Below are 19787 nucleotides of genomic sequence, written 5' to 3'. Positions count from 1 at the left end.
ATGCTCAAGCGGCGAGCTTTACCCACACCGGCACATGATCGGACGGCTTTTCCTGCGCACGCGTTTCCCGGTCGATGCCGGAGGAGCGCAACAGGTCGGCGGCCTGGCTCGAAAGCAGCATGTGATCGATGCGAATGCCGTCGTCCTTCTGGAATGCGCCCGCTTGATAATCCCAGAATGTGTAGATGCCCGGCCCCGGATGGCACGCGCGCGTCGCGTCCGTAAAACCAAGATTGACGAGCGCCCGCCATGCCGCCCGGCTCTCGGGCTGGAATAGTGCGTCGTTCGCCCACGCTTGCGGCCGCTTGGCGTCTTCGGGCTCCGGAATGACGTTGAAATCACCCGCAAGGATCAGTGGCATTTCCTCGGCAAGCAGCGCTTTGGCGCGTGCCTGCATGCGTTTCATCCAGGCGAGCTTGTAGGCAAACTTCTCTGTCCCGATGGGATTGCCGTTCGGAAGGTAGAGCGACACCACGCGGACCATTTTCGGCCCGAGCGCCACCGATGCCTCGATCCAGCGCGAATGCTGGTCGCTATCATCTCCCGGCAGTCCGCGCACCACATCTTCAAGCGGGGTCTTCGACAGGATCGCGACGCCGTTAAAACCCTTTTGTCCGTTCGTCGCAACGTTGTAGCCGATGTCCTGAAAGGCTTGCGCTGGGAAGCCGTCATCGACGGACTTGATCTCCTGCAGGCAGACGACGTCGGGCGCGTGGTTGCGCAAATAGGTCAGCGCCGCTTCGAGCCGCGCCTTGACGCCGTTGATGTTCCACGTTGCGATGATCATGCTCGCGCTACGTCCATAGAATTTCAATACACCATGGCGAGGCTTGCCCCGGCCATCCAGGAAAATAGCGCTAAATGAGAAGGGTCAGATCGAAAAGCTGGTGCCGCAGCCGCAAGAGGCCGTCGCCACCGGATTGTTGATCTTGAACGACGCGCCGATCAGGTCGTCGACGAAGTCGATCTCGGCGCCCTCCATATATTGCTGGGAAACCGGATCAATCACCACGGTTGCGCCGTTGTGCTGGATCACAAGATCGTCGTCGGCTTTGTGACCGACAAGATCGAACTTATATTGGAAGCCCGAGCAGCCGCCACCTTCAACCGAAACGCGCAACACCGGCGCGGCGGCCTCGTTGGCAACGATTTCCGCGATGCGGTTTGCGGCACGGTCTGTGACGGTGATTGTCATCGTACGATCAAATCTTGAGCGGTTAAAAAGCCCCAATCGCCGGCCGAGAAAGCTGGCATCCGGAACCCTCAAAAGATAGGAAGGCGGCAGTCGAAGTCAAATGCTTAAAGCTCGTGGATAATGGCAACCCAGGCTAAATCGCTGCCGGACCCTTTGGATTATGGGCAGAACCTCCGGCCGGGAGAGCGTAGGCCCGCGCCTTATGCCGCGAATGCTGTGCCGTCGCGGGGGCGCTACTTTCCCGAATCGGATTGCCCGACCCGCAGCCCCTTCCAGCGCGACCGCGACCGCATTTTGCACGCGACCGCCTTCCGGCGTTTGACCTACAAGACGCAAGTCTTCCTGCCGCATGAAGGCGACCATTTCCGAACCCGGCTGACCCACTCGCTGGAGGTCGCGCAGATCGCCCGCACCGTTGCCCGCCAGCTTCGTCTCGATGAAGACCTGGCCGAGACGATCGCGCTGGCGCATGACCTCGGTCATTCTCCATTCGGGCATGCGGGTGAACGCGCACTCGACGATGCTATGAAAGCCTACGGTGGTTTCGACCACAACGCCCAATCGCTGCGTATCGTGACGACGCTTGAACGCAAGTATCTGGCCTTCGACGGCCTGAACCTCACCTGGGAAACGCTCGAAGGTCTCGCCAAGCATAACGGACCGCTGTCGAAGGCCGATAGCGCGGTTGCCAAGGTCGTGCGCCACATCGAGGCTTGGAAATCGTTGCACCTCGATGCATGGCCGTCCGCCGAAGCGCAGGTTGCAAGTCTCGCCGACGACGTCGCTTATCTCTCGCATGACGTCGATGACGGTCTGCGCGCCGGATTGATTACGTTCGACATGCTGTTCGACGTGCCGGTGGCCGGGCCGATCGCGCGAGATGTTCAGGCCATCGCCCACGGTGCCGAACCGAGCCGGGCCATCTACGAGGTGACGCGCCGCATGATCACCGTCATGGTCGCCGACATCGTCACTGAAAGCCGCTGCCGTCTCGCGGCCATTGCTCCCAACAGCCCGGACGACATTCGCGCCGCAGGCCGAGCTGCGGTCGCGTTCTCCGCCGGCATGGCCGCCGATCTTGGCCGTCTCAAGAGCTTCCTGTTCCAGGCTGTCTACCACCACGGGCGCGTTTTGGGCGTCATGAAGCAGGCGGAGAAGGTCGTCCGTGACCTCTTCGAGAAATATCACGCTGACGCCGAAACGCTTCCCACAGGCTGGCGCGAAGCGCTTCCCGGCCTCGATGAGCGGCAGCGCGCGCGCCTGGCATGCGACTTCCTGGCCGGACAGACGGACCGATACGCGCTTGCCGAACACCGCCGCCTATTTGACGTCACCCCGGAACTGGGCTAGGCGCGAAGCCCCATTTCCGCGCTGGCGGCCGGCTCCCCGCAGGGGCGTTGCCAGCGCGCATCAAAAAGGCCTTTCATGAACGTTTTTGCCGAAGTCGCCGCCCGCGTAACGACCGCGCTCGAAGCTCTGAAATCAGAGGGCGTTCTGCCTGCGGATCTTCCGCTTCCATCCTTCGACGCCGAACCGCCCCGCGATGCGAGCCATGGCGACGTCGCCGTTAACGCCGCGATGATGCTGGCGAAGCCCGCTAAGATGAAGCCGCGCGATATCGCCGAGGCATTAAAGGCAAAGCTCGAAACCGCGCCGGACGTCGAGAAGGTCGAAGTCGCCGGTCCGGGCTTCCTCAACATCACGTTCAAGCCGGAAGTCTGGCAGCAGCTCGTCCGCACGATTTTGAAGTCCGGCCAGCGCTACGGTTCGGGCAGCGCCAGCCAAGGCGGCAAGCTCAATGTCGAATACGTGTCCGCCAATCCGACCGGACCGATGCACGTCGGTCATTGCCGCGGCGCCGTGTTTGGCGACGCGTTGGCCAACCTTCTCGTCTTTGCTGGTTTCGACGTTACGCGTGAATATTACATCAACGATGCGGGCGGGCAGGTGAACGTGCTCGCACGCTCGGCTTTCCTGCGCTACCGCGAAGCGCTGGGCGAAGACATCGGCGCCATTCCGGAAGGTCTCTACCCCGGCGAATACCTGAAGCCGGTCGGAGCTGCGCTCGCCGCCGAGCATGGTCCGTCGCTTCTCAATATGCCCGAAGAACGCTGGCTTCCGCTCGTGCGCTCCTTCGCGATCTCCAAAATGATGGAGATGATTAAGGATGATCTCGCCGCGCTCAACATCCGCCATGGAGTCTTCTTCTCCGAAGCCTCGCTCACGTCGAACGGCCGCGACCAGGTCAAGGCCGCCATCGAGGTCCTGCGGGCCAAGGGCCTCATCTACGAAGGCACGCTCGAAAAGCCGAAGGGCCACGACGACGATGAGTGGGAAGACCGCGTCCAGACGCTGTTCAAATCGACCGCCTATGGCGACGACGAAGACCGGGCGCTGCAAAAGTCCGACGGCAGCTACACCTACTTCGCGGGCGACGTCGCCTATCATTACGACAAGCTGCAGCGTGGCTTCCGCCATCTGATCAATGTTTTCGGCGCCGATCACGTCGGCTACATCCCGAGGATGAAAGCCGCGGTCGCCGCACTATCTGACGGCGAAGCCGACCTCGATATCAAGGTCGTCAATCTCGTTCGCCTGTTCAAAGGCGGCGAGCCCTACAAGATGTCGAAGCGGGCAGGCACCTTCGTGACCCTTCGCGATGTGGTGGACGAAGTGGGCCGCGATCCGGTCCGCTACATGATGCTTTACCGCAAGAACCAGGAAACGCTCGACTTCGACTTCGCCAAGGTCACCGAGCAGTCAAAGGACAACCCCGTCTTCTACGTGCAGTATGCTCACGCCCGGGCCGCCAGCGTCTTGCGGAACGCAGCCGAGCAGGTCGCCGGCATAGACGTGTCGACCCAAGCGCTTCAGAACGCTGATCTCTCGATCCTGACGGATGCGGGCGAAATTGATCTCGTCAAACGCCTTGCCGGTTTCCCACGCCTGATCGAGGGTGCCGCGGCCGCGCACGAGCCGCATCGGATCGCGTTCTACCTCTATGATCTCGCGAGCGCTCTCCACACCCAATGGACGCGAGGCAACGATTCGCCACATTTACGATTTATTCAGGCAAATGACGGGGTTGCGACTTCAGCCAGACTCGCGCTGATTTCCGCGACAAAGACGGTGATAAAATCGGGGCTTGGGATCCTAGGCGTCGAGGCGCCCGACGCAATGCGTTAAAGTCTCGACTCGACGATTAGGCGCAACCACTGCTTGCGCCCCACTCTAAGGGGGTTTCCGCGATGTCCTCGCAGAACGCATTTCCCGGGCAGAATTCCGGCAGGCCGCTTGCCCGCCCCACAACGCAGACGAGCAATTCCCAGCCATCCTGGGTCAATCCGCAGGCGCAGCCGGTCGGCCGTCCTCAGCAGCAGCCACAGCAGGCGAATGCGTGGCCACCGCAGCAGCAGCCGGCACAGAATTACCCTGATTACGGTCAGCAGGGGTTCGGTGGCCGCCAGCCCGCGCCTCAGCAGCCGGATTACGGCCAGTGGAGCGAGCCGCAGCGTGGTGGCACACAGTCGGGGTCACAGACCGGATACGGCGGCTATCCACAGGATAACGGCGGTCAGCACGACCCTTATGCGCCGCAGTTCGAGCCTTACGTTCCGCCGTCACGGCCCAATTACACCCAGCCGCCGCAACAGCGTCAGCCGCAGTCGGCGCCAAGCTTCACCCAGCCGCAGCAAACGTCGGATTACGGCACGCAGCCGCCGCAGACCCGCGCCCCGCAGTGGCCCGCACGCGAGCCGGAGCCGCGCGGCTTCGATCCGGGCGGTTTCGGCACGCCGCAGCAGCCGTCCTATCCGGCGCAACAGCCCGCCCATTCCGCGCCGACGTTCGGCCAGCAGCAGTATCACGAGAACGAGCTGAGCGCCGCCGACTGGGCCGGGCCGCATGATTCGTTCGGTCACGATCCCTATCAGCAGCAACAGCATGGTGACCCGCAGCTCGGTTTCGCCCAGGCCGAGGGCGGCGAGCTGGAGCCCGTCTATAGCGACGAAGAGTACGAATACGAGGACGAGGAGGTCGCGCCGCGCAGTCGCCGCCCCATGTTGATTCTCGCGGCTTTGGTCGGCGCCATCGTGATCGGCGGCGGCGTCGCCTACGGCTACAAAAAATTGACCGGCGGGAGCCATCCCGAAGGCGAGCCGCCGGTGATCAAGAGCGATGATTATGCCGCAAAGACCAAACCGGCGGACGCCGGCGGCAAGCAGTTCCCGTATTCCGATACCAAGATCATGGGCCGCCTCGGCGACGGCACCTCGTCGGCATCAGCCGAGGCCGCAAACGGTTCGTCCGATGGTGGCACGTCGCAAGACCAGGATGGCCCGCGGAAGGTTTCGACGCTGGTTGTAGGCCGCGACGGCAGCATCATGGCGCCCGCGACACCCACTCAAGATCTGGCAACGCCGCCGCAGCAAGGCGGAGCTAGCGTGCCCGGTACCGCGCTCGTGGATGTCTTCGGCCAGCAACAGCAGCAGGCAGCGGCCGCTCCGCCTCCGCCGCCCGCCGCAAATGACACGCCATCCGAACCAGACGATGCCGCTCCGCCGCCGAAATCAAAGCCGGTGAAGATTACGACGATCAATTCGCCGACCAGCGACAGTGCGCCGACGCCACCAAAGAAGAAATACAAGAAGGTCGCTCGTGCTGAGCCGACGGTCGAAACGGATGCGAACAGCGACGCGCCCCCCGTGACAACGCATAGCGGTACCGGCTTCGTCGCCGTTCTCGCCTCGATCCCGCACTCGTCGTCGAGCCGTATCGATGCTTTGAAGCGATTTGCGGATATGCAGCAGAAATATTCCACGGCGCTCGCCGGTAAAACACCCGACATTGCTTCTGCAAATTTGTCGAAGGGCGTTTATGATCGTCTCGTAGTCGGGCCGCCGGGCTCGCGCGAGCAGGCCAGCAACGTTTGCGTGCAGCTGAAAGCTGAAGGCTATCAAGGCTGCTGGGTAACGTCGTACTGATCTTCTGCCGCATCGTTATCTGCCCGGCTGGTGCCATCGCGCCGGCCGGTTGCGTTTCGTCGGCTGGCTTTGTTACGAACGGCCTTGGAGGGCCAACTTGCAATGACGGCAAGTCTGATCGCCGGTCTTTCCGGTGTCACGCTCACCGATGACGAGCGGCGCTTCTATCGCGATGTCCGGCCGGCCGGTGTGATCCTGTTCCGCCGCAACGTCTTCGACCGGGCGCAGATCGCGCGCTTGATCGATGAGACGAAGAACGCGGTCGGCAGCGATGATTTCCTCGTTTTGATCGATCAGGAAGGTGGTCGCGTTCAACGCCTCAGGCCGCCGATCGCACGCGCACTGCCGCCCGCTGCGGCCTTCGCAGATTTTTTTGCAGAAGACCCAGAGGAGGGGAAAGAAGCCGCCTTCGCGGTTGCACGCTTGACCGCGGAAGAGCTTCGCGCCTTCGGCATCACGATGAACTGCGCACCGGTCGCCGACCTGCCCGTCGAAGGCGCCCACGAGATCATCAGCGACCGTGCGTATGGCCGAGGCGTCTCCCAGGTCGTGGCGCTGGCGCAGGCGGTTGCCGACGGTTATCTGGCGGGCGGTGTCGTGCCGGTCGTGAAACACATCCCAGGCCACGGCCGTGCGACTGCGGATAGCCATCTGGCGCTGCCCGTCGTCATGACCGCGCACAAGACGTTGTCGGCGACCGACTTTGCCCCCTTCAAGGCGCTGGCCGCGCTGCCGGCCGCGATGACCGCCCACGTCGTCTATGCCGATATCGACGCCGAAAATCCCGCCAGCACGTCGGCTATCGTCACGCGTGATGTCATCCGCGGCGAGATCGGGTTCGACAACCTGCTGATGAGTGACGATCTGAGCATGCAGGCGCTGAGCGGACCCATGCGCGCCCGGGCCGAAGCTGTGATCGCAGCGGGCTCAGATCTAGCCCTTCATTGCAATGGCGACATCGACGAAATGCGCGCCGCCGCCGAGGGCGTGCCGAAGCTTTCGGGCCGCGCCGCCGAAAGATTTACCGCAGCCTGCGCTTGCGTCACGCCTCCGGAGCCATACGATAAAGAGCGGGCTCTGCAACTCTTGGCCGCACTCCTGGACGAGCAGACTCCGACCGTTTGAATCAGTGTAGTGTCCGGCGATGCGCCAGCAATTGGGCGCAGGCGCTTTACTGCGACAACGAAACCGAGATCCGATGGACGAGATGGCAGCCGAGGGCGAAGGAGAGGCTCCCGAATGGGAGGCTTCCAGCCTGGATGACATGCCGGCTGCAGGCGAAGCCTTCGTCGTCGATATCGACGGTTTTGAAGGCCCGCTCGATCTGTTGCTCGCCCTGGCACGGACGCAAAAGGTCGACCTCGCGAAGGTTTCGATCCTGGCGCTGGTCGAGCAATATCTTGCCTTCATCGCCGAGGCGCAGCGCCTGAGGCTCGAAATTGCGGCCGATTATCTCGTCATGGCGGCATGGCTCGCCTACCTCAAATCGCGTCTGCTGCTGCCCAAGGAAAAAGACAGCGCCGATACGGCGACCGCTGAAGAGCTGGCGCAGAAGCTGTCTTTCCGTCTCATGCGCCTCAACGCTATGCGCGACAAGGCCGCCGTGCTGATGACGCGCCGCCGGCTCGATCGTGATGTCTTTGCGCGCGGGCTGCCTGAGCACATCAAGGTCACGCGCGATACGACCTACACGGCCGCCGTCTATGATTTACTGAAGGCGTATTCCGACCAGCGAAAGCGCACCATTCGCGTCGTTCACGTGGTGAAGGCGCGCCGCGTGTGGTCGATCAAGGAAGCGCGCCTAAGGCTCGAAAAGCTGGTCGGTGCAACCGAGGGCCACTGGGCGCAGCTCGATCTCTTCCTGGAGCAATACCTGCCGAAGAACGAGGAAGAGCGCTCCGCGCTTGCAAGTTCCTTCGGCGCGACGCTGGAAATGGCCCGAGAAGGGTTAATCGAGCTTCGCCAGGACGAGCCGTTCGCGCCGATTTACATGCGCAAGCGCGAGGAAGGCGCTCAGTGGGAAAAGATCGGCTAATTGCGCCGCAAAGATCGTTATAAGGGGGCTGATAAAGCCATGGTTCCGCCGAGACTGACATTGGTGTCGGACAATACCCGCGAGAAGAAAGAAACGCCCGCGAGCGGCGCATCGTCAGAGACGCGCGCTGACGCTCCGCCTACCGCTTTGAGCGATCCGGAGAAGGTGGACGCGCCGGAGGTGCAAAGCCGCAATCGCGAAAAGCTTCGCCGGCTCGAAGCCATGCTGTTTGCAGCTTCCGAACCTCTCGATGTCAAAGCACTCCTGCGTGGCCTCGATGGTGATGACGACGTCAACGCGCTGCTGACCGAATTACAGGCCGAATACTGCGATCGCGGCGTCAATCTTGTGCGCGTCGCCGGGCGCTGGCAGTTCCGCACGGCGGATGACCTTTCCTTTCTGCTCGAACGCCAGCAGAAGGATGAGCGCAAGCTTTCCAGGGCCGCCCTCGAAACGCTGGCGATCGTCGCCTACCACCAGCCGGTAACGCGCGCCGAGATCGAGGAAATTCGCGGCGTCTCAACGTCGCCCGGAACGCTGGACGTCCTAATGGAGACGGGCTGGATTCGCCCGCGTGGCCGCCGTCGCGCTCCTGGGCGTCCGCTGACCTATGGAACGACCGAGGAATTCCTGGTCCACTTCGGCATGGACAGCATCAAGGATCTACCGGGTCTTGCCGATCTCAAGGCATCGGGCCTGCTCGATGCCAACCTGCCGCCCGGCTTCACGGTGCCGTCGCCGACCGACGTTGCCGCCCTGATGCCGGACGAACTTCCACTGACCGACGATGGCGACGAGGAGGAGCAGGAAGAACTCGCGCTCGACGAGGCGGATGAGCCTGAGACCGATGGCCAGACCGAAGCTCAGGCGCCTGACGACAGCGAAAAGTAATCCGGCGAAAATTACTTTTCATTAATTTGCGCCGAGCGGCGCCGCAAATGGCCAAATCCACAGCAATTCGAGCGAACCTTGGCATTTCGCCTGAGCTCCCTGAGCCGCGGTGAGGCGATGCGAACCTTGCCGCGCCTTGGAGGTTCTGCGATAAAGCCTTAAATACGTTGAGCAGCAGCCTTCCATCAACTCCAGGCTGCCGCCGAAAGGTCTTACGATGGGTTTCAGCGCGCAACACATTCTTTTGCTCTTGATCATTGCCCTGCTGCTGTTCGGCCGCGGCAAGATTTCCGAGTTGATGGGCGACGTTGCCAAGGGCATCAAGAGCTTCAAGAAGGGGATGGCCGAGGACGATGAGCCTAAGCCCATGCCGCGGACGATCGAAAACGAAGCAACCAATCCGGACCGTTCGAAGGTCGGGTGACCGCTTCAGGCTCGCAGCGTTGCGGCTGATCTCGACAGGGTTGCTCGATGTTTGACATCAGCTGGAGCGAGCTTCTGATCCTCGGGATCGTGACGCTGGTTTTCGTTGGTCCCAAGGAATTGCCGGTCTTCTTGCGCACCCTCGGCCGCTACGCCGGGATGGTGCGTCGGCACGCGAACGACTTCAAAGCTCAGTTCGACGCCGCGATGCGTGAAGCTGAGCTTGATTCGATGCGCAAGGAAGTCGAGCAAATGCAAAGCTCGATCAATTCCGAAGTCATGAAGGTCAAGAGCACGATCAACGATGCGGCGTCCGCCGCGAAGATCGAAGCGCCAGCCGCGCCGATATCTGCCAGCGCCGCAGCTCCTGCCATTCAGCCCGACACCACTGCTCCGCAGATGACTCCCCTTCCATCGCCGCCGATGCCCGCATCGCCCTCTGAGATGGCGGCCGCAGAAGCACGGCAAGCCGCCGTAAAAGCGGAGTCCTGACGTCATGCAGGAACGGCTGCCGACATCCGGCTTCGAGACCGAAGCGCTGCGCGACGGTCAGGATGAAATCGACGCCAGCAAAGCGCCGCTGCTCGATCATCTGATCGAACTGCGCCAGCGTCTGATCTACGCGCTCGGCGCCTTTGTCGTGATGTTCTTCATCTGCTTCTCGGTTGCGGGCCACATCTACAACGTGCTCGTCTGGCCCTACATGTGGGCGTCCGGCAACGATCACGTAAAGCTCATCGCGACGCACTTCCTCGAACAGATCATGACGCAGGTGAAGCTCGCCATGTTCGGCGCGGCGTTCCTGTCGTTTCCCGTCATCGCCACGCAGGTCTACAAGTTCGTCGCGCCCGGCCTCTACAAGAACGAGCGCCGCGCCTTCCTACCGTATCTCATCGCAACCCCGGTACTGTTTCTGCTTGGCGCGATGATGGTCTACTTCGTCGCGATGCCGGTCATCATCAAGTTCTCGATCGGCCTGACGCACACATCCGGGCCGGGCACGCCCGAGATCGAATTGCTTCCGAAAGTCTCCGAATATCTGTCGCTCATCATGACGCTGATTTTCGGCTTCGGGTTGGTGTTCCAGCTGCCGGTTGTCTTAACCCTGTTGGCGCGCACCGGCATCGTCACGTCTCAGGCTCTTGCTGCCGGACGGCGCTACGCAATCGTCGGGATATTCGCAGCGGCCGCGCTTCTGACACCGCCCGACGCACTCAGCATGTGCATCATGGCTTTCCCGACGATCGGGCTTTACGAAGCTTCAATCCTCGCCGTGCGCTTCGTCGAGAGGCAGCAGGCCAAGGCCAAATCCGACGCATAGCTCCTATTCGCTCATGACGGTTTATGCGCCGTCATGGCTGCGATGCGCGCTCGCTGCGCAATCTCGAAGCGTGCGCATCCCGCGATGAAACGGGGGATGCTGAGCGCCTTGTTCTGGATCAACAGAACAAGGCATATCTCCTATTCAAGTCAGCACCAAAACCTGTCGTGCGATCTCGAAATCCGAGCCTAACGGATCGAGATGACAATGCGTACATGTCTGCAAGAGCGGTCGCCAAGATGACGTCGCTAAGACAACGAACAGAATATCGAGGAGCAATCCGATGTCCGCATTTCTCAAGGTTTTTGTTGCAGTCGCTGGACTGACTGCAGCTTCGAGCAACCTCGCTTTCGCGAGCTATGAATCAAACCAGGTCTGTCAGGATCACGCCTACACGCACTGCCGTTAAGCTTTGCGTTTGATGGCGACCGCCGCCGTCACCGCGATACGAAACTCTCCGCCCGACAACAGAAACATTGCAGCAGCAGGAAACGAAATCCTGCTGCGGCACGAAGTTTGACTTGTCGCTGAGCGTGGCAAGTTACGAGGATCGGCCGCGAGATGTTCGGCGATTGAAGCTAATTCGAATGGCTAGAGCCAAAGGCCACTACTAAGGAACAATACCAATGACCAAAACATTCAAAGCAACATTTGCTGCGCTCGCGTTTCTCGTCAGCGCCACCCCGGCGACGATGGCGTTCGCCGCTACGGGCGGAAACGGTACGTATCAGGCGTGCGAGAACCACGAATATACGCCTCACGGCATCTGGGACTGCCGTTAATCGTCCCGCGGAATGATGGTGCGTGGACACCATAAGTTCGAAGACATTGCAGTGATCCAATCGCGCGACAAAGACGCGAGGGACGCTCCCAAAAAGTAAAAATGATGCTGTACGCCGATCTTTTGAGATTGGCCGTCGGCGGGGAGCGTGACTTGCGAGTGTGAAAGGACTGCGAGGCGTTCGAACGTTTGAGACTAACGTCAACTCAAAGGACCACGCACATGTCTAAAGCTTTGAAAATCGCCGTTGCAGTCTTTGCACTGTCCATCAGCGCCGCGCCAGCCACCGTCGCATTTGCGGCTTCGGCTGGCGATCAGGCCTCATGCACTTCGAGCCAGCCCACGCCGCACGGCGTCTGGGACTGCCGATAAATTGTTGAAATTGGATGGCGCCCGAAAAACGGACGCCATCCGATTGTCCCGGACTGGACCGGGTGCAGCGCATCGTATAGGACGGCCCCACAGTTACGACCGTGAAGGGGCCGCCCGTGTTCGACATCAAGTGGATCAGAGATAACGCCGAGACTTTCGATGAGGGTCTGCGTCGCCGTGGGCTCGAACCGCAAGCCGGGCGCATCATTGCGCTCGACGATAAGCGCCGCGCACTGCTGACATCGCTCCAGGAAGCCCAGTCGCAGCGCAACGCCGCCTCCAAGGAAATCGGTAAGGCGAAAGCCGCCAAGGACGATGCCACAGCCTCGCGGTTGATGGCAGAGGTCGCCGCACTCAAGGATACGATCGCCAGCGGTGAAGAAGAAGAACGCGTTCTCGATGCTGAGATCCGCGATGTCCTCTCCGTTATTCCCAATACACCGCGCGCTGACGTTCCCTACGGCACGGACGAAACGGGCAATGTCGAAGTTCGCAAGGTCGGCACGCCCGGCACATTCGATTTCGCGCCGAAGCAGCACTTCGAAATCGGCGAGGCGCTGGGCCTCATGGACTTCGAAGCCGCGCAGAAAATTTCCGGCGCGCGTTTCGTCGTACTGAAGGGCGCACTCGCGCGATTGGAGCGCGCCATCGCGAGCTTCATGCTCGATCTGCACACGGGCCAATTCGGCTACACTGAAGTCAACCCGCCGCTGCTCGTGAAAGATCAGGCCGCCTACGGTACCGGCAACCTGCCGAAGTTCGCAGACGACCTGTTTTTTGCCACGGGTGGCTCAAACGAACTCAAACAGCAGCTAGTCCAGCTTTCCAGAGAGGCAAAAGCCCAATCGGATGCGGGTCGTCAACCGCTGTCGTACCGCATCGAACTGATCGCGGACATGATTGAAAAGCAACGCTACTGGCTCATCCCGACAGCAGAAATTTCTCTGACGAACCTCGTCCGCGAGCAGATCCTCGACGAAGCCCAATTGCCGATGCGCATGACGGCATGGACGCCGTGCTTCCGCTCGGAAGCAGGCGCAGCCGGACGCGATACGCGCGGCATGATCCGCCAGCATCAGTTCTCCAAGGTCGAGCTTGTTTCCGTCGTCACGCCGGAGACGGCGCTCGAAGAACACGAGCGCATGACGTCCTGCGCTGAGGAAGTTTTGAAGCGCCTCGGCCTTCCGTTTCGCACCATGCTTCTGTGCACGGGCGACATGGGCTTTGCTTCGCAGAAGACGTACGATATCGAAGTATGGCTGCCGGGCCAGAACGCGTACCGCGAAATTTCATCGTGCTCTGTTTGCGGTGACTTCCAGGCCCGGCGCATGGACGCGCGCTATCGACCGAAAGACGGTGGCAAGCCGGTGTACCCCAACACGCTCAACGGCTCGGGTCTCGCGGTCGGGCGCACGCTGATCGCCGTGCTCGAAAACTACCAGCAGGCCGACGGCACCGTTGTCATTCCCGATGCACTTCTCCCCTATATGGGCGGATTGGCGCAGATCCAGAAAGCGTAGTTCTCTGAGGACCGACGAGTGCTTCGCCCTTACGACATTGTTGTCGTCAATCAGGATGTTGATGACGAAGACATTCGCGGCCTTGAGGGCTATGTCATCGGCGAAGTGTCGCCTGAGCAAATTGGCGTCTTCGTGTATGAACGAGAGCGGGTCTGGTGTCTCCATCCATCCAGCGTCCGTGCTACAGGCGCAAGCGAGGAAGGTGCACGGCATGAACGTGGAACTCCGCTTCGCGTGAATTCAAAGGGCGAGATCATCGGCTGAACAATGCGTATCCTCATCACCAACGACGACGGCATCAACGCTCACGGGCTTGAAATTCTAAAAGCGATCGCGCTGGGAATTTCGCCCGATGTTTGGACGGTTGCGCCGGAGACAAATCAATCCGGCACGGCGCACTCGATGACGCTGCACACGCCGCTGCGTCTGCGCAAACTCGACGAGCGCACGCACGCAATCACCGGTACGCCGACCGACTGCGTGATCATGGCCGTTCGTCATATCTTGCTCGATCAGCCGCCGGATCTCATTCTGTCCGGCGTCAATCACGGCTCGAATCTCGCCGAGGATGTGACCTATTCGGGCACTGTCGCTGCTGCGATGGAAGGTGCCATTCTTGGCATCCCCTCGATCGCGCTGTCGCTGATGATGGGCTTCGAAGAAGGCGCCCGCCGCGCGCTATGGGATACGCCGCTTGCTCACGCGCCGTCGCTGATCCGGAAGCTTCTTGATGAAAAGTGGGATCCAAAGACGCTCATCAACATCAACTTTCCGGACGCCGCCCCCGATGAAATCAAGGGCGTGGCCGTCACTTCGCAGGGCGTACGCGATCAGGGGCTGCTCGATATCGACAGCCGGATAGACCCCTGGGGCACACCGTACTTCTGGTTCGGTTTCGAGCGCCGCATGTCGACGCTCGTTCCCGGAACTGATATTGCCGCGATTGCCGAAGGCAAAATTTCCGTCACACCGCTGAGCATTGATCTCACCGAATATCGTGCGTTGGACGCGCTGAAGGGCAAGCTGGCCTAAGGCGCTCGTCGCCCGCGGCGATACCACTTCAAGCGCAAAAGCCGCGGGTTTGACGAAATCCTTCCGCGAAGTGAGCGCAATTGTCATCTAAGCAGAGAAAACTCGGAAGCGGTGTGCAACGCATCGGTTCCGACGTCTTCGACTTCTCCAAATGGACCGTTCACTCTGTGGGGCAGGGGCGGATGGTTCTCAGCACGACACGACAACTCGGGGCATCGATTTAAAATCGCGCGGCGGTGTTTACCGCCTGTTAACCGGTTAAAGGTTAATAGATGGTGCGAGTAGAGGTGCGTACCATGATGAGTTGTTTTGGCGTTGGCCAGTGCGGTCGCTTGTGCCTCAAGTCCGCGACGGCTTTTTCTCTAATATTCGCAAGCATTTCCATGGCCGGTTGCAGCGCGGATATCACGCGCTTCGACAGTACGTCATTTGCCCTTAACGATCCTCCGGAAACCGGCAGCAATCCGGCGCCGAGAGAATCCGTGTACAGTAATTCACTTAGCGATAACCAACCCGTCGAAGGTTCGACGCCGCGCGGCCCTTATGGCGCAGGCGCTTCGTCCGTGCAGGTTGCTGCTCTTCCTGATGCGAACAACGACCGCTCTTACGCGCCGCCGCCAGCGTATCGTCAACCGACGTATCAGCAGCCGGCATATCAACAGCCTGCCTATCGCCAGCCGACCTACAACGCGAAGCCGTCTATCCAGCCGCGCAGCGCCAACGTGCCGTCGCACGGCGCTCCGATTGCCAAGGGCGAAGCTATTGAGGTGCAACCCGGCGACACGCTTTACGGTCTGTCACGTCGCCATCACGTCTCTCTGGCGGAGCTGACGACACTCAACAATCTGAACAATCCGAACATTCATCCGGGCCAGAAGCTCTATCTTCCGGCTGCCGATGGCGGCGGTTACACACCGCGCTCGAGCGCTGCTGCCGCGAGCGCGGCGGTCGAAGCTGCGCGTCCGGCACCCGTTCCGCTTGCCCAGGCGACGCCCGACGTCGCCGTCCGCTACAATGCGAGCTACACGGTGCAGCCGGGTGACTCTCTCTATGGGATCTCCCGTGCGCACGGCGTGAAATTTTCCGAGCTGCAGCAGGTCAACGGCATCAGCGACCCGCGTCGCGTAAAGCCCGGCACTGTCTTGCGCATTCCGGGGCGCGGCGGCAACGAAGCACCGGCACGCATAGCCGCCAACACGCCGCCGGCGCCGCCTCTGCCGCCTGCCGCGCCGAGGCAACCTGAGGCGACTGCGCCACTTCCGCCGATTGCCGATGCGCAACCATCCGAACCGCAGCGCTATGGCGAGGCGACGACGACGCAGCCGACGATCATCAATGGCGAGAAGCGCGTCGCGTCGCTCTCGAACCAGACGAACGACGCATCTCCAGTCGTACCGCCCGTGCAGCCGTCGCCGCCTGAGCGCAAGCCCGAAGCAGCTGCGCAACCCGTTGCGCCCGAGCAGAAGGTCGCCATCGCAGCTCCGCCGCCGTCATCCGGCCCGGCGACCGTCGATAGCGTCAAACTGCGGTGGCCCGCGAGCGGCAAGATCATTGCTGGTTTCGGCAGCCGGCCGGACGGCACGCATAACGACGGCATCAATCTCCAAGTGCCGCTCGGAACGGATGTTCATGCTGCAGAGTCTGGCGTCGTCGCCTACGCCGGCAGCGAGCTCAAGGGCTACGGCAATCTCGTTCTGCTTCGTCACGACAACGGCTGGGTGACGGCCTATGCCCATAACGATGAGCTTCTCGTGAAGCGCGGCGACAAGGTCAGGCGCGGACAGGTCATCGCGAAAGCCGGCAAGACCGGTTCGGTTGATCGGCCGCAGCTGCATTTTGAATTGCGTCAAGGTTCGAGGCCGGTTGATCCGATACCGTATCTTGAAAAGCTTTGACGCCACGATCTAGCGCGGGGGCAACGCGCTGGCACAGAGGGAAGCATGGGGGCCGGGTCGCAAGATCCGGCTCTCTTTATTGATTGGCGCTGGCGACTCCGCTGCTGCATAGTCTGCGCTCGGCGGCCGGCGCGCGGAACGCGTGTCGCCGAGCGCCAACTAACGAGCGCCAACTAAATAGAAGTCTTATTCCGGCCTGCCAAATCCTGCACGTATTGCCAGGCGACACGGCCCGAGCGTGCACCGCGCGTCGTCGCCCATTCGAGCGCATCGCGTTCGAGTTCTGCGTCGCTCACTTTGATGCCGAAATGCTCGACATAGGCGCGCACCATCGCGAGGTAATCGTCCTGGCTCGCGTTGTGGAATCCGAGCCAAAGCCCGAAACGATCAGACAGCGAGACTTTCTCTTCCGTCGCCTCGCCTGGATTGATCGCCGTCGCCCGCTCGTTGTCGATCATATCGCGCGGCATCAGGTGCCGCCGGTTCGACGTCGCATAGAACAGCACGTTTTTCGGACGGCCCTCGATACCGCCATCGAGCACGGCCTTAAGCGACTTGTAGCTCGTGTCGTCGTGATCGAACGACAGGTCATCGCAGAACACGATGAACCGGAGAGGGGCCGCCGCCTTGAGCAGAGACAGGCACCTCGGCAGCGAGGCGATATCTTCGCGGTGAATCTCAACAAGCTTCAAACCGCCGCTGATGGCGAGAGCATCCGCATGGGCGGCCTTGACGAGGCTCGATTTGCCCATGCCACGCGCCCCCCAGAGCAGCGCGTTGTTGGCAGGAAATCCGGCCGCGAACCGACGGGTGTTGTCGAGCAGGATGCCTGCCGTCCGGTCGATGCCTTTCAACAGCTTAAGCGGCACGCCGCTAACCTCCGGCACCGGCTCGAAACTGTTGCTCTCGGCCTGCCAGATGAACGCGTCGGCGGCATCGAAGCTGACGGCGCGCAGCGGTGGCGGGCTCAATCGTTCCAGGGCATCTGCAATTCGCTCCAGAAGCGGGCGGTAGGCGTCGGCATCAGACATCAGGAAATCCAGAAAGGCGAAAACCCGGCTCGCTAGTGGCCGGAAAAACCGTGTTTAATCACTATGAAAGGCCGTGCCAACGCCATTTTGCCGGGGTTTGTGTGGTTGCAAATGGGCCTCGGACCACTATAGTCCGCCCGAATTTGAGGGGCTCTTTCCCCCGGCCCATTGGGTTTCGGGGCGGCAGTGCTTATTTCAATCGCATCAAGAGGACGTTCCTTCGCAATGTTTACGACTCCCGCGTTCGCACAAGCCGCAGGCGCTTCAAGTGCCATGGATCCGCTTGGCGGACTTCTGATCCCCATGCTCCTGATGCTGGCGATCTTCTACTTCCTGTTGATCCGCCCTCAGTCGCAGCGTGCCAAGCAGCTCCGCGAACGCCTGAATGCCGTCCGTCGCGGCGACACCGTCGTTACGTCCGGCGGTATGGTGGGCAAGGTGATCAAGGTCTCCGACACCAGCGACGAGATCGAAGTCGAGCTCGCAGACAACCTAAAAGTCCGCATCGTGAAGAGCACATTGATGGAAGTGCGCTCCAAAGGCGAACCCGTCAAAGAAGGCTAAATCTGTCAAAGTCGCAACGTGATCGCGATCGGTCCGTGTGCGAAAAGTAGGATGCGCCCGGTGTGCGGCTGTTGATCCGCACATCGCCTAATGCACGAGATCCGTTTCCGATGCTGCACTTTACCCGCACCAAAGTTTTTCTCATCCTGCTGACCTGTCTCGCCGGGATCTTGGTCGCGATGCCGAACCTCTTCTCGAAAGAGACGGTTGCGTCGTGGCCCTGGTATATCCCGCATAAGCAGATGCCTCTCGGCCTTGACCTGCAAGGCGGCGCGCACTTGCTGCTTGAGATGGATCAGAACGAAATTAAGAAAGATTGGCTGAACAATCTCCGGGATGAATCGCGCAAAGTGCTGCGTGACGCGCGTATCGGGTTCACCGGCATTGGCGCTCAGGGTTCACAGCTCGTCGTGAAGCTTGCAAAGCCTGACGAGCGCGACAAGGCGATCAAGGAACTCTACAAGGTCCGCCAGACGATCGGCAGCGCCGTGCTCGGAACCGGCGGCTACGATGTTGATGTCAGCGAAGGCAGCGATCCCGGCACGATCATTATCAAGCCGACCGAAGCCGGTTTGCGCGCCCGCCTTTCGAATGCTGCCGCTGCGTCGATCGAAACGATCAACCGTCGCGTCAACAATCTCGGCACCTCGGAATCGACCATCGTCCGCCAGGGTACCGATCGTATTTTGATCCAGTTCCCCGGTCTGAAAGACACCAAAGAACTGAAAGCGCTCATCGGTGAAACTGCGAAGCTGACGTTCCACGAAGTCAATCCGTCGATGTCCGCTGACGAAGCCCAGCAGACCAGCATTCCGACGGGCTACAAGATTTATCCCGCCGACAAGGACGACGGCGGTCCGCGTTCCTATTTGTTGCGCGAAACGCCGGTGGTGCAGGGTGAAGACCTCGCCGACGCCCAGCCGGGCTTCGACAGCCGCACCGGCGAACCCGTCATCAACTTCCGCTTCAATCAGGTTGGCGCGCGTAAGTTTGCGAACTTCACGAAAGACAATGTCGGCCGTCCGTTCGCCATCGTGCTCGACGACAAGGTTCTCTCTGCGCCTGTCATCCGCGAGCCGATTCTCGGTGGTTCCGGCCAGATTTCCGGTAACTTCACCGTCGAAAGTTCGACCCGTCTCGCCGTTCAGCTCCGCTCGGGTTCGCTGCCCACGAAGTTGACCATCGTCGAAGAACGTACGGTCGGCCCGTCGCTCGGCGCTGACTCCATCGCCGACGGTAAGCTGGCCGGCACGATTGGCGGCATCGCTGTCGTCGTCCTGACCATTCTTGCGTATGGGACGTTCGGCATTTTTGCCTGTGTCGGCCTCATCGTGCATTTGATCATGACGGTGGCTTTGATGACGCTCATCGGTTCGACGCTGACGTTGCCCGGCATCGCTGGTCTCGTTCTTGGCGTCGCGATGGCTGTCGACGCTAACGTTCTGATCTATGAGCGTATCCGCGAAGAACTGCGCACCGGCAAGACGCCGGTTGCAGGCATCGACGCCGGCTTCCAGCGCGCCTTCGTGACGATCGCCGATAGTCAGCTGACGACGCTGGCTTGCGCCATCATCATGTTCTGGCTCGGCTCCGGTCCGATCCGCGGCTTCGCCGTCACGCTCACAATCGGCATTCTGACTTCGATCTTCGCGTCTGTGACGGTCGTGCGAATGCTCATCTGGTTCTGGCTCAGGGCCCAGCCCAAGGGCCGCATTCAGACCGTTCCGGTCTAGGAGACGCCTTCC

20 protein-coding genes are annotated in these 19787 nt (G+C 61.1%); 17 read left to right on the top strand and 3 right to left on the bottom strand.

Going from position 1 to position 19787, the window contains the following annotated elements:
- Nucleotides 1-4 precede the first annotated feature (4 nt).
- On the bottom strand, nt 5-787 hold the full coding sequence (gene xth / locus RLW41_RS00795; protein ID WP_414463109.1) for an exodeoxyribonuclease III: 783 nt from the start codon (nt 785-787) through the stop codon (nt 5-7).
- Between the two features lie 84 nt (nt 788-871).
- Complete coding sequence (gene erpA / locus RLW41_RS00790; RefSeq protein ID WP_013948311.1) at nt 872-1195, bottom strand: iron-sulfur cluster insertion protein ErpA; 324 nt, start codon at nt 1193-1195, stop codon at nt 872-874.
- A gap of 120 nt (nt 1196-1315) precedes the next feature.
- Between erpA and RLW41_RS00785 the strand changes: the two genes are divergently transcribed.
- The 15 genes from RLW41_RS00785 to RLW41_RS00715 all read left to right on the top strand — a co-directional run bounded on the left by RLW41_RS00785 (nt 1316) and on the right by RLW41_RS00715 (nt 16447).
- Nucleotides 1316-2545: a deoxyguanosinetriphosphate triphosphohydrolase gene (locus RLW41_RS00785; protein ID WP_409560447.1), complete on the top strand. Its 1230-nt coding sequence runs from the start codon at nt 1316-1318 to the stop codon at nt 2543-2545.
- Between the two features lie 75 nt (nt 2546-2620).
- Nucleotides 2621-4381, top strand: coding sequence for an arginine--tRNA ligase (gene argS, locus RLW41_RS00780; protein ID WP_414463108.1), 1761 nt, complete (start codon nt 2621-2623; stop codon nt 4379-4381).
- Between the two features lie 62 nt (nt 4382-4443).
- A complete protein-coding gene (locus RLW41_RS00775; protein WP_414463107.1) occupies nt 4444-6177 on the top strand; it encodes an SPOR domain-containing protein in 1734 nt (577 codons plus the stop codon).
- 102 nt (nt 6178-6279) lie between these two features.
- Entirely contained in the window at nt 6280-7302 is a 1023-nt protein-coding gene (gene nagZ, locus RLW41_RS00770; RefSeq protein ID WP_414463106.1) for a beta-N-acetylhexosaminidase, read from the top strand.
- Nucleotides 7303-7375: 73 nt separating this feature from the next.
- Nucleotides 7376-8212: a segregation and condensation protein A gene (locus tag RLW41_RS00765; protein ID WP_414463105.1), complete on the top strand. Its 837-nt coding sequence runs from the start codon at nt 7376-7378 to the stop codon at nt 8210-8212.
- 39 nt (nt 8213-8251) lie between these two features.
- Nucleotides 8252-9103, top strand: coding sequence for an SMC-Scp complex subunit ScpB (gene scpB, locus RLW41_RS00760; protein WP_414463104.1), 852 nt, complete (start codon nt 8252-8254; stop codon nt 9101-9103).
- A gap of 217 nt (nt 9104-9320) precedes the next feature.
- Entirely contained in the window at nt 9321-9527 is a 207-nt protein-coding gene (locus tag RLW41_RS00755; RefSeq protein WP_013948304.1) for a twin-arginine translocase TatA/TatE family subunit, read from the top strand.
- A 47-nt stretch (nt 9528-9574) separates the two neighbouring features.
- Entirely contained in the window at nt 9575-10018 is a 444-nt protein-coding gene (gene tatB / locus RLW41_RS00750) for a Sec-independent protein translocase protein TatB (RefSeq protein ID WP_414463103.1), read from the top strand.
- Between the two features lie 4 nt (nt 10019-10022).
- The gene (tatC, locus tag RLW41_RS00745) at nt 10023-10847 is read left to right on the top strand and encodes a twin-arginine translocase subunit TatC (RefSeq protein WP_414463102.1); all 825 of its coding nucleotides are present in this window, start codon (nt 10023-10025) and stop codon (nt 10845-10847) included.
- A 283-nt stretch (nt 10848-11130) separates the two neighbouring features.
- Entirely contained in the window at nt 11131-11256 is a 126-nt protein-coding gene (locus RLW41_RS00740; protein WP_414463101.1) for a hypothetical protein, read from the top strand.
- A gap of 217 nt (nt 11257-11473) precedes the next feature.
- Nucleotides 11474-11629, top strand: coding sequence for a hypothetical protein (locus RLW41_RS00735; protein ID WP_414463100.1), 156 nt, complete (start codon nt 11474-11476; stop codon nt 11627-11629).
- A 487-nt stretch (nt 11630-12116) separates the two neighbouring features.
- The gene (gene serS / locus RLW41_RS00730; protein WP_414463099.1) at nt 12117-13520 is read left to right on the top strand and encodes a serine--tRNA ligase; all 1404 of its coding nucleotides are present in this window, start codon (nt 12117-12119) and stop codon (nt 13518-13520) included.
- A gap of 18 nt (nt 13521-13538) precedes the next feature.
- Nucleotides 13539-13784, top strand: coding sequence for a hypothetical protein (locus tag RLW41_RS00725; RefSeq protein WP_414463098.1), 246 nt, complete (start codon nt 13539-13541; stop codon nt 13782-13784).
- A gap of 3 nt (nt 13785-13787) precedes the next feature.
- Nucleotides 13788-14552, top strand: coding sequence for a 5'/3'-nucleotidase SurE (gene surE, locus RLW41_RS00720; protein ID WP_024276096.1), 765 nt, complete (start codon nt 13788-13790; stop codon nt 14550-14552).
- Between the two features lie 482 nt (nt 14553-15034).
- The gene (locus RLW41_RS00715) at nt 15035-16447 is read left to right on the top strand and encodes a LysM peptidoglycan-binding domain-containing protein (protein ID WP_414463097.1); all 1413 of its coding nucleotides are present in this window, start codon (nt 15035-15037) and stop codon (nt 16445-16447) included.
- 173 nt (nt 16448-16620) lie between these two features.
- Here RLW41_RS00715 and RLW41_RS00710 read toward each other — a convergent pair whose 3' ends face one another.
- The gene (locus RLW41_RS00710) at nt 16621-17478 is read right to left on the bottom strand and encodes an ATP-binding protein (protein ID WP_409560437.1); all 858 of its coding nucleotides are present in this window, start codon (nt 17476-17478) and stop codon (nt 16621-16623) included.
- A 225-nt stretch (nt 17479-17703) separates the two neighbouring features.
- Here RLW41_RS00710 and yajC point away from each other — a divergent pair, with 225 nt between their 5' ends.
- Both yajC and secD read left to right on the top strand, forming a co-directional pair.
- The gene (yajC, locus tag RLW41_RS00705) at nt 17704-18042 is read left to right on the top strand and encodes a preprotein translocase subunit YajC (protein ID WP_013948293.1); all 339 of its coding nucleotides are present in this window, start codon (nt 17704-17706) and stop codon (nt 18040-18042) included.
- 110 nt (nt 18043-18152) lie between these two features.
- Nucleotides 18153-19775, top strand: a complete 1623-nt coding sequence (gene secD, locus RLW41_RS00700; protein ID WP_414463096.1) for a protein translocase subunit SecD — start codon at nt 18153-18155, stop codon at nt 19773-19775.
- Nucleotides 19776-19787: the final 12 nt, after the last annotated feature.

The sequence above is a fragment of the Hyphomicrobium sp. DY-1 genome, assembly GCF_047497105.1.
Classification (GTDB): domain Bacteria; phylum Pseudomonadota; class Alphaproteobacteria; order Rhizobiales; family Hyphomicrobiaceae; genus Hyphomicrobium_B.
Note: the sequence above shows the minus strand (reverse complement) of the source record. Positions and strands in the feature narration are given on the sequence as shown.

Coding starts and splice junctions, on each gene's coding strand:
- RLW41_RS00775 (WP_414463107.1), top strand. CDS start 4,444: ATGTCCTCGCAGAACGCATTTCCCGGGCAGAATTCCGGCAGGCCGCTT.
- RLW41_RS00710 (WP_409560437.1), bottom strand. CDS start 17,478: ATGTCTGATGCCGACGCCTACCGCCCGCTTCTGGAGCGAATTGCAGAT.
- RLW41_RS00740 (WP_414463101.1), top strand. CDS start 11,131: ATGTCCGCATTTCTCAAGGTTTTTGTTGCAGTCGCTGGACTGACTGCA.
- RLW41_RS00755 (WP_013948304.1), top strand. CDS start 9,321: ATGGGTTTCAGCGCGCAACACATTCTTTTGCTCTTGATCATTGCCCTG.
- nagZ (WP_414463106.1), top strand. CDS start 6,280: ATGACGGCAAGTCTGATCGCCGGTCTTTCCGGTGTCACGCTCACCGAT.
- scpB (WP_414463104.1), top strand. CDS start 8,252: ATGGTTCCGCCGAGACTGACATTGGTGTCGGACAATACCCGCGAGAAG.
- erpA (WP_013948311.1), bottom strand. CDS start 1,195: ATGACAATCACCGTCACAGACCGTGCCGCAAACCGCATCGCGGAAATC.
- argS (WP_414463108.1), top strand. CDS start 2,621: ATGAACGTTTTTGCCGAAGTCGCCGCCCGCGTAACGACCGCGCTCGAA.
- RLW41_RS00735 (WP_414463100.1), top strand. CDS start 11,474: ATGACCAAAACATTCAAAGCAACATTTGCTGCGCTCGCGTTTCTCGTC.
- RLW41_RS00765 (WP_414463105.1), top strand. CDS start 7,376: ATGGACGAGATGGCAGCCGAGGGCGAAGGAGAGGCTCCCGAATGGGAG.
- yajC (WP_013948293.1), top strand. CDS start 17,704: ATGTTTACGACTCCCGCGTTCGCACAAGCCGCAGGCGCTTCAAGTGCC.
- surE (WP_024276096.1), top strand. CDS start 13,788: ATGCGTATCCTCATCACCAACGACGACGGCATCAACGCTCACGGGCTT.
- tatC (WP_414463102.1), top strand. CDS start 10,023: ATGCAGGAACGGCTGCCGACATCCGGCTTCGAGACCGAAGCGCTGCGC.
- secD (WP_414463096.1), top strand. CDS start 18,153: ATGCTGCACTTTACCCGCACCAAAGTTTTTCTCATCCTGCTGACCTGT.
- xth (WP_414463109.1), bottom strand. CDS start 787: ATGATCATCGCAACGTGGAACATCAACGGCGTCAAGGCGCGGCTCGAA.
- RLW41_RS00785 (WP_409560447.1), top strand. CDS start 1,316: ATGGCAACCCAGGCTAAATCGCTGCCGGACCCTTTGGATTATGGGCAG.
- tatB (WP_414463103.1), top strand. CDS start 9,575: ATGTTTGACATCAGCTGGAGCGAGCTTCTGATCCTCGGGATCGTGACG.